Annotated in this window: 7 protein-coding genes; 6 read left to right on the top strand and 1 reads right to left on the bottom strand. The window is 64.0% G+C overall.

Annotated features, from left to right (window positions below; all coding sequences use genetic code 11):
• Positions 1-284 precede the first annotated feature (284 nt).
• On the top strand, positions 285-497 hold the full coding sequence (locus Q8N40_RS03675) for a hypothetical protein (protein WP_305321327.1): 213 nt from the start codon (positions 285-287) through the stop codon (positions 495-497).
• Positions 498-502: 5 nt separating this feature from the next.
• On the opposite strand, the gene Q8N40_RS03670 is transcribed toward Q8N40_RS03675, so the two are convergent.
• Complete coding sequence (locus Q8N40_RS03670; RefSeq protein ID WP_305710840.1) at positions 503-2,209, bottom strand: thiamine pyrophosphate-binding protein; 1,707 nt, start codon at positions 2,207-2,209, stop codon at positions 503-505.
• A 329-nt stretch (positions 2,210-2,538) separates the two neighbouring features.
• Between Q8N40_RS03670 and Q8N40_RS03665 the strand changes: the two genes are divergently transcribed.
• The 5 genes from Q8N40_RS03665 to Q8N40_RS03645 all read left to right on the top strand — a co-directional run bounded on the left by Q8N40_RS03665 (position 2,539) and on the right by Q8N40_RS03645 (position 7,191).
• Positions 2,539-3,855, top strand: a complete 1,317-nt coding sequence (locus Q8N40_RS03665) for an ABC transporter substrate-binding protein (protein WP_305710839.1) — start codon at positions 2,539-2,541, stop codon at positions 3,853-3,855.
• Between the two features lie 71 nt (positions 3,856-3,926).
• Positions 3,927-4,826 carry a branched-chain amino acid ABC transporter permease gene (locus Q8N40_RS03660; RefSeq protein WP_305710838.1) on the top strand — a complete coding sequence of 300 codons (900 nt, stop codon included), beginning with the start codon at positions 3,927-3,929 and terminating at the stop codon, positions 4,824-4,826.
• Positions 4,826-5,779: a branched-chain amino acid ABC transporter permease gene (locus tag Q8N40_RS03655; RefSeq protein ID WP_305710837.1), complete on the top strand. Its 954-nt coding sequence runs from the start codon at positions 4,826-4,828 to the stop codon at positions 5,777-5,779. Before Q8N40_RS03660 ends, Q8N40_RS03655 begins: the two co-directional genes overlap by 1 nt.
• Positions 5,776-6,522: an ABC transporter ATP-binding protein gene (locus tag Q8N40_RS03650; RefSeq protein ID WP_305710836.1), complete on the top strand. Its 747-nt coding sequence runs from the start codon at positions 5,776-5,778 to the stop codon at positions 6,520-6,522. The genes Q8N40_RS03655 and Q8N40_RS03650 overlap by 4 nt, the downstream gene beginning before the upstream one ends.
• A gap of 3 nt (positions 6,523-6,525) precedes the next feature.
• On the top strand, positions 6,526-7,191 hold the full coding sequence (locus tag Q8N40_RS03645; RefSeq protein WP_305710835.1) for an ABC transporter ATP-binding protein: 666 nt from the start codon (positions 6,526-6,528) through the stop codon (positions 7,189-7,191).
• The last annotated feature ends 108 nt before the right edge of the window (positions 7,192-7,299 follow it).

Raw genomic sequence — 7,299 nt, 5'->3', positions numbered from 1 at the left:
GGGCAAGGCCATTTTCCTTTCAAGCGTCGTTCGCGGAACGTTGGTTCCGGCCGGCGCCGAAGGAATTGGCGAAATGCGACAGGTAAATTCATTCTTGCGCTCGGCATCGTCCCGAATCGGACGCCGGTTCAAGCTGATCGTCGCCATTGCGGCCGCAAGCCTGCCGTCGGCCGGCGCCTAGACCCTTCGTGCGGCCGATGCCGCCTTATTGATACCGATCAAACGCTCTGCCTGTGATAGAGTGATATGGACTGTCTTGGCGCTTTGCGCGAGGGGAAGGTTCCATGTCGCGATTTGTCGTTCGATTCATGAAGGACGTGCTCGGCGAAAACGGCCGGCAGGCCGAGATCTGCCAAAGCATCGTGGAAGTTGACGCCGCCAGCGAGGGGCACGCCGCCGAACTGGCCAAGCGAAAATTCTGCGAAACCCAGTCGCTTTGCGACTGGTCGCTGCATGCGGATCGGATTCAGGTCAAGCAGACCGATTTTCTGTCCTGAGGTCGCTACTCGCTCGTCGCGCTCTGCGCTTGCCGCTTTTCAGCCGCCACCCGCAGGCTGGTGATGGTGGTGCGTGTCGAAATCTGCTCCGGATCGGTGCAGAGTTCGAGTAGCGCCGCGCGCCCCGAGCCGATGGCGCGCTCCAGCGCCGGCGCAAACTCCGCGGTCCGGGTGATGCGCTCGGCATGTGCGCCCATCGCCTGCGCCATGGCCACGAAGTCGGGATTGACGAGGTCGGTTCCGACGACGCGGGAAGGGTGCTCGCGCTCCTGATGCATGCGGATGGTGCCGTACATGTTGTTGTTGAACAGCAGGATGATCGGGTTGCCGCCGTGCTGCACGGCGGTCGAGATTTCCTGTCCGCTCATCATGAAGCCGCCATCGCCGACGCAGCCGATCACCACGCGATCCGGATGGACCAGCGATGCGGCCACTGCTGCCGGCACCGAATAACCCATCGCGCCATTGGTCGGTCCGATCTGGCGGCCGGGCCGGGCGTAGGTCAGAAAGCGCTGCGGCCAGCCGGTGTGATTGCCGGCGTCGAGCGTGACGATGGCGTTGTCGCCGAGCCGCTTGTCGAGTTGAAGCATCGCGGCGGCGACGTCGAGATCCTGGGTGCAGTCAGGCGGCGTGACCGCGTTGAGATAATCGGTGCGGGCGGAATTGCGCCAGGCGCTCCAGCGGTCGGCGGCGAACCAGCCGGCACCGGCGAGTTCAGCCATGAAATTATCGGCGGACGACTGCACCGCAATGTCGGGCGTAAACACCTTGCCGAGTTCGTTGGCGTCGGCGTGAACATGGATCAGTTTCGGCCGTGCCCTTGGCGATGAAAGAATGCTGTAGCCCTGTGTGGTCATTTCGCCGAGCCGCGCACCGATCACCAGCAGCAGGTCGGCTTCCTTGAAGCGCTGCACCAGCGCGGGCGGCCCTGAAGTGCCGAGGTCGCCGGCGAAGCAGGATGAGCGGTTGTCCAGAATATCCTGGCGGCGGAAAGAGGTCGCGACCGGAATACCGTTGGCCTCGGCAAACCCCTGCAGCTGGGCGCTGGCGCGGTCGCTCCAGCCGGGACCTCCGACCAGGATCATCGGCTTCTTCGCGCCCTCGAGCAGTTCGCGAATTTGAGGGAAGACCGCCGCAGCGGGGGCCGGTTGCGTCGCATGATAGCAAACGGCGTCGCCCGACTGCGTCACCTCCGTCAGCATGTCCTCCGGCAACGCCAGCACCACCGGGCCCGGGCGGCCCGAGGTCGCGATGTGGAAGGCGCGCGCGATGTATTCGGGAATCCGCGCGGTGACGTCGATCTGCGCCGCCCATTTGGCGACCGGGCCGAACATCTGGCGGTAATCGATTTCCTGAAACGCCTCGCGATCCATCATGTCGCGGCCGACCTGGCCGATCAGCATGATCATCGGCGTCGAATCCTGGAAGGCGGTGTGGACGCCGACCGCCGCATGGCAGGCGCCGGGACCGCGCGTCACCATGCAGATGCCGGGCTTGCCGGTCAGCTTGCCATAGGCCTCGGCCATGTTGGCGGCGCCGGCCTCATGGCGGGCATTGACGAGCTTGAAGCGGTCGCGCACGTCGAACAGCGCATCCAGCACCTCCAGATAGCTCTCTCCCGGCACGCAGAAGGCCATGTCGGCGCCGTGGATCAGGAGCTGGTCGACCAGGATCTTGCCGCCGGTGCGCGCATTGGAAAAGGGCAGGGTCATCGGATTGTTCTCCAGGAGAGCGAGGTTTTGGCCATCGCCGTTTGTTGCCATATCCGCCTTTGAGGTCTTGAGGTCAACCTGATCTGCGCAATGCCGCCGTCGCGGCTACCCTTTTTTCGCGGTCTCGTGAGGGGAAGCCGAATGCCTTGTGACCTCCGTCCCTTGATCAGCACAAGTAGCACGGGCGCACATTGATCCGATCAATTGACCGCGCGGGCCGAGATGGCTTGCGTTTGTGCGCCACTGGTGCAGAATATCCTCCAATGACAGCTTCGCCGGCTCGAGCGGAAGCTGCAACGAAAAAGACGCCACAACTGGGAGAGTGAACAATGAAGAAAACGGGCAAAGCACTTAAATTGCTGGCAGGGGTTTCGCTGCTGTTGGGCGTCCTCGGCGGGAGCGCGACGGCGCAGGACAAGCCAAAGGAACTGAAGATCGGCATTACCACCTTCCTGTCGGGTCCGGCGGCCGTGTTCGGTGAGCCCGGCAAGGCCGCGGCCGAGATGATCGCCGCCGACATCAACAAGAAGGGCGGCATCGGCGGGGTGCCGGTGGCGCTTTCCTTCGTCGACGAGGGCGCCGGCGGCGAAGCGCTGGTGTCGAACTATCGGCGCCTGGTGCAGGACGAAAAGGTCGACGCGACCTTCGCCTCGATCTCGTCGGGGTCCTGCAACCAGCTGGTGCCGCTCGCCGAAGACCTCAAGATGCTCAACTTCATGTGGGATTGCGGCGCCGCCTCGATCCTGGAGGCCAAGAAATATCGCTACAGCTTCCGCAGCCAGGCCAACGCCACACCCGAGATGCTGGCCGTGCTGGTCTATCTCCTGAAGACCAAGCCCAATTTCAAGACCATTGCCGTGGTCAACCAGGACTATGCATGGGGCCGCGAGAGCTGGGAGATCTTCTCCACCGCGCTCAAGCAGATGAAGCCGGACGTGCAGGTCGTTGCCGAATTGTTTCCGAAGTTCGGTGCCCCCGATTACTCGACCGAGGTTTCGCGCCTGATGGCGCTGCGCCCGGATGTGGTTTTCACCACGTCATGGGGCGGCGACCTCGACACCCTGGTGCGGCAGGCCGGTCAGCGCGGATTGCTGCAACAGTCGACCTTCGTGCTCGCCATCGGCGAATCATCGGTGCAACGGCTCGGCAAGGATCTTCCCGAGGGCCTGATCATCGGCGCCCGCGGCGATCACTGGTTCCTGCACCCGGAGAAAAAGAACGACGCCGCGTTCAAGGCCTTCAACGAAGCGTTCAAGGCCAAGACGGGCAGCATGCCGATCTACCCCGTCTACCACATGGCGCAGGCCTTTGCGGCACTGCAGGGCGCCTACGACAAGGCGATCAAGGCCAATGGCGGCAAGTGGCCGACCCGCGAGCAGGTGGTCGACGCGGCGCCCAATCTGGAGTTCGTCGGCTTCGGCCGGCCGGTCAAGCTCCGTGCCGAGGACAATCAGGGCCTCGAAGCGCAGCTCGTCGGCGTCACCAAGAAGGCCGACGGCTTCAACCACATGGTGCTCGACAACATGATGATCTTCGACGCCGCCGCGATCACCACGCCGGCGGGCCAGAAATCGGTGGAGTGGCTGAAGACCCTGAAGCCCGATTTTGTCAAGATGGACGTGCCGGTGTTCCAGCACGGTAAATAAATCAGGATGCATCGTGCGGGGGCAGGCATCGCTCGCCTGTCCCCGATCTCACCTCGAAACTCCGTGTCCTGATGAATTCCACGCTCTTCGTTCTCGCCAGCCTCGATGGCCTGTCCTATGCGGCGCTCGTGTTCCTGGTGTCCGTCGGTCTCAGCCTGATCTTCGGCGTGCTGCGCATCGTCAATGTCGCGCATGGCAGCCTCTATGCGTTCGGCGCTTACCTCGCCGCGTCCCTCAGCCTGCTGGTGACGCCGATTTCGCCGTGGCTCACCTATCCGGCGCTGCTGGTGGCATCCCTGGTGATCGGCATCGTGGCGGGCGGATTGATCGAGCGCCTGCTGCTGAGCCGGGTCTACGGCCGTGAGGAGGTGCTGCAACTCTTGATCACCTTCGCCGTCTTCATGATCATGGACAATCTGCAGCGAATGATCTGGGGCGTACAGCCGATCTATGCGGCCGAGCCGCTGAAACTGTTGCCCAACGTCTCGATTTTCGGCGTCAGCTATACGTCCTATCAGGTGATCGTGCTGCCGATCGTCGCGGTACTGGCGCTGTTCGGACTTCGCTATTTCCTGCGCCGGACGCTGATGGGGGCCGTCATTCTGGCGGTCACCGAGGACCGTGAGGCCGCCACTGCCATCGGTATCAACGCGCAAAGGGTCTATCTGATCACCTTCATCATCGGCGCGACCCTGGCAGCACTCGGCGGCGCACTGGCGTCGCCGACGACGTCGCTGGTGCCGGGCATGGGCACCGAAATGATCGTGCTGTCGTTCGCGGTCGCGGCCACCGCCGGCCTCGGCCAGATCGAGGGTACCGCGATCACCGCCCTGGCGATCGGCATGGCCCGCGCCTTCGTGATCTATCTGCAGCCGGAATTCGAAGTGCTGGTTCCCTATCTGATCATGGTGGCGGTGCTGCTGGTGCGGCCCGAAGGCCTGTTCGGCGCCACCAAGCTCAGGAAGATCTGATGGCCATCCGATCATCCGCTCTGACCTGGACGCTGGCCGCGGTGGTCGTTGCCGCCGGCGTCATTCCCATTCTGATCCCCAGCATGGCCACGCTGGTGGTGCTGATTCTCGCCAAGGGCATCGTGGTGCTCGGCATCATCATCCTGCTGCAGGCGGGGCAGGTTTCGTTCGGGCACGCCATGTTTTTCGCCGCCGGCGCCTATACCGCGGGCTTCTGGGGCAAGTATCTCGGCGTCGGCGATCTCGCCGCCTATCTCGTAGTCGGCACCGTGATTGCGACGGTTCTGGGTCTGCTGGTCGGATTGTTCGTGGTCCGCTACCGCGAGATCTTCTTCGGCATGCTGAACCTGGCCTTCTCGATGGTGCTGTGGTCGCTGCTGGAGAAACTGTTCCATCTCACCAACGGGGCGGACGGCATGCGCGTGCCGCGCCCGACCGTGTTCGGCATGGCGTTTTCGCCAGAGAACTTCCAGTACGTCCTGCTCTATCTGACACTGGCGATCGCCATCGTCGCCACGTTTTTCGTGCAGCGTTTCCTGGAAAGTCCGACCGGCAACATGCTGCGCGCGATCAAGTCCAACGAGACGCGGCTGGAGTATCTCGGCGTCTCCGCCCGCCGCGTCCTGCTGATCGGTTACGTCATCTCGGCGGCGCTGGGCGGCATCGGCGGGGTGCTGGTTGCCGTCGCCCAGCAGATTGCGACACCGGAATTCGCCTACTGGACCAAGTCGGGCGAGTTCGTCTTCATCGCCATTCTCGGTGGCGTCGGCAACGCGATGGGGGCCTTCGCCGGATCGGCGGTGTTCGAACTCGTTCGCTTCTATGCGTCGGCGCAGCTGGCCAACTCATGGCAATTGATCCTTGGCGTCGTGCTGATCGCCATCATTCTGTTCGCCCCGAACGGCCTGATCGGCCTGTGGCAGCGTCAGCGCGCCGCGAGGGATGAGTCATGACAGCGACGGTGCTGCTTGAGGCGAGGGGGCTGGCGATCCGCTTCGGCGGCGTGGTGGCCGCCGATGGCATCGATCTCGACGTGCTCGAAGGCGAGAAGCTCGCCATCATCGGGCCGAATGGCGCCGGCAAGACCACGTTCCTCAACATCGCCACCGGATATCTGAAGCCGCAGGCCGGCACGGTGCGGTTTCTAGGCAGGGAAATCACCGCGCACCGGCCGCGCGACATCACCCGCTTCGGAATCGCGCGTGCCTTCCAGATTCCGCAATTGTTTCTCGACCACACGGTGATCGAGAACCTGCTGATCGCGGCGGCGGGGCATAGCGGGCGCACCACCCTGATGCAGTCGCTGCACGATCTGCCCGAGCGTTCCGACATGGAGAACTTGCTCGATCTCGTCAGTGTCCGCGATGTCGCGGACCGCAAGGCCGGCGAGTTGCCCGAGGGCAAGCGGAAGCTGGTCGATATCGCGGTGGCGCTGGCATTGAAGCCTCGGCTGCTGTTGATGGACGAGCCGACATCGGGGGTCGCCTCCTCGGAAAAATTCGCGATCATGGACATTCTGGTGGCGGCGCTGGCGAAGCAGCGCGTGACCTCGGTGTTCGTCGAACATGACATGGATATGGTCACCCGCTATGCCGATCGGGTCGCGGTGTGGAGCGCCGGCAAGATCCAGATGAGCGGACCGCCGGCCGAGGTGCTGGCCGATCCCGTCGTCCGCGAGCAAGTGATCGGGATCTGAAACATGCTCAGTTTCAACAAGGTCAACGTCTGGATCGCCGGGGTGCACGTGCTGCGCAACGTGACGTTCGACCTGCGCGCGGGCGCCACGGTGGCGCTGATCGGCCGCAACGGCGCCGGCAAGACCACCATCGCCCGCACAACCATGGGATTCACCGACACCACAGGCGAGGTCCGGCTCGCCGACGTCGATCTCGGCAAGGTCGCGCCGCACGAACGGCCGGGGCTGGGGATCGGCTATGCGCCGGAAGACCGGCGATTGTTTTCGGCCTTCACCGTCGAGGAAAATATCCTGCTGCCGGCCCGCGTCGGCAAGCTCGATGGCGCGGAAACCAGACGCCGGCTCGATCGCGCCTACACGGTCTTGCCGGAACTCGCGGATCTCAAGGCACGTCCGGCCGGCTCGCTGTCGGGCGGGCAGGGCAAGATGGCCGCGCTCGGCCGCGCGCTGATGCTCGGCACCAAGCTCGTCATTCTGGACGAACCGTTTCAGGGCCTGGCGCCGGTGCTGGCGCAGCGCTACGCCGAGGCGCTGCGGCGGCTGCGCGCGCAGGATTCCGACATCACCCTGCTGATCACGGAATCGAATCCGAAATTGCTGGAAACGTTTGCGGATACCACCATCACCATCGAGCGCGGTGAGATCGAAGTGGTCAGCAAGGCCGCGTGATCACGGCCATGCCGCGTAAAACGGCCCGCGCTTCGCCTGTTCGGCCCTGGCGCGGCGCCGGTAGGCGCCGGGCGGCATGCCCTGGTGCTTCTGGAAGAACCTGCTGAA

Origin of the sequence: Bradyrhizobium sp. (genome assembly GCF_030693485.1) — a bacterium.
GTDB lineage: Bacteria > Pseudomonadota > Alphaproteobacteria > Rhizobiales > Xanthobacteraceae > Bradyrhizobium.
This window is presented reverse-complemented; position numbering and strand designations above follow the sequence as displayed.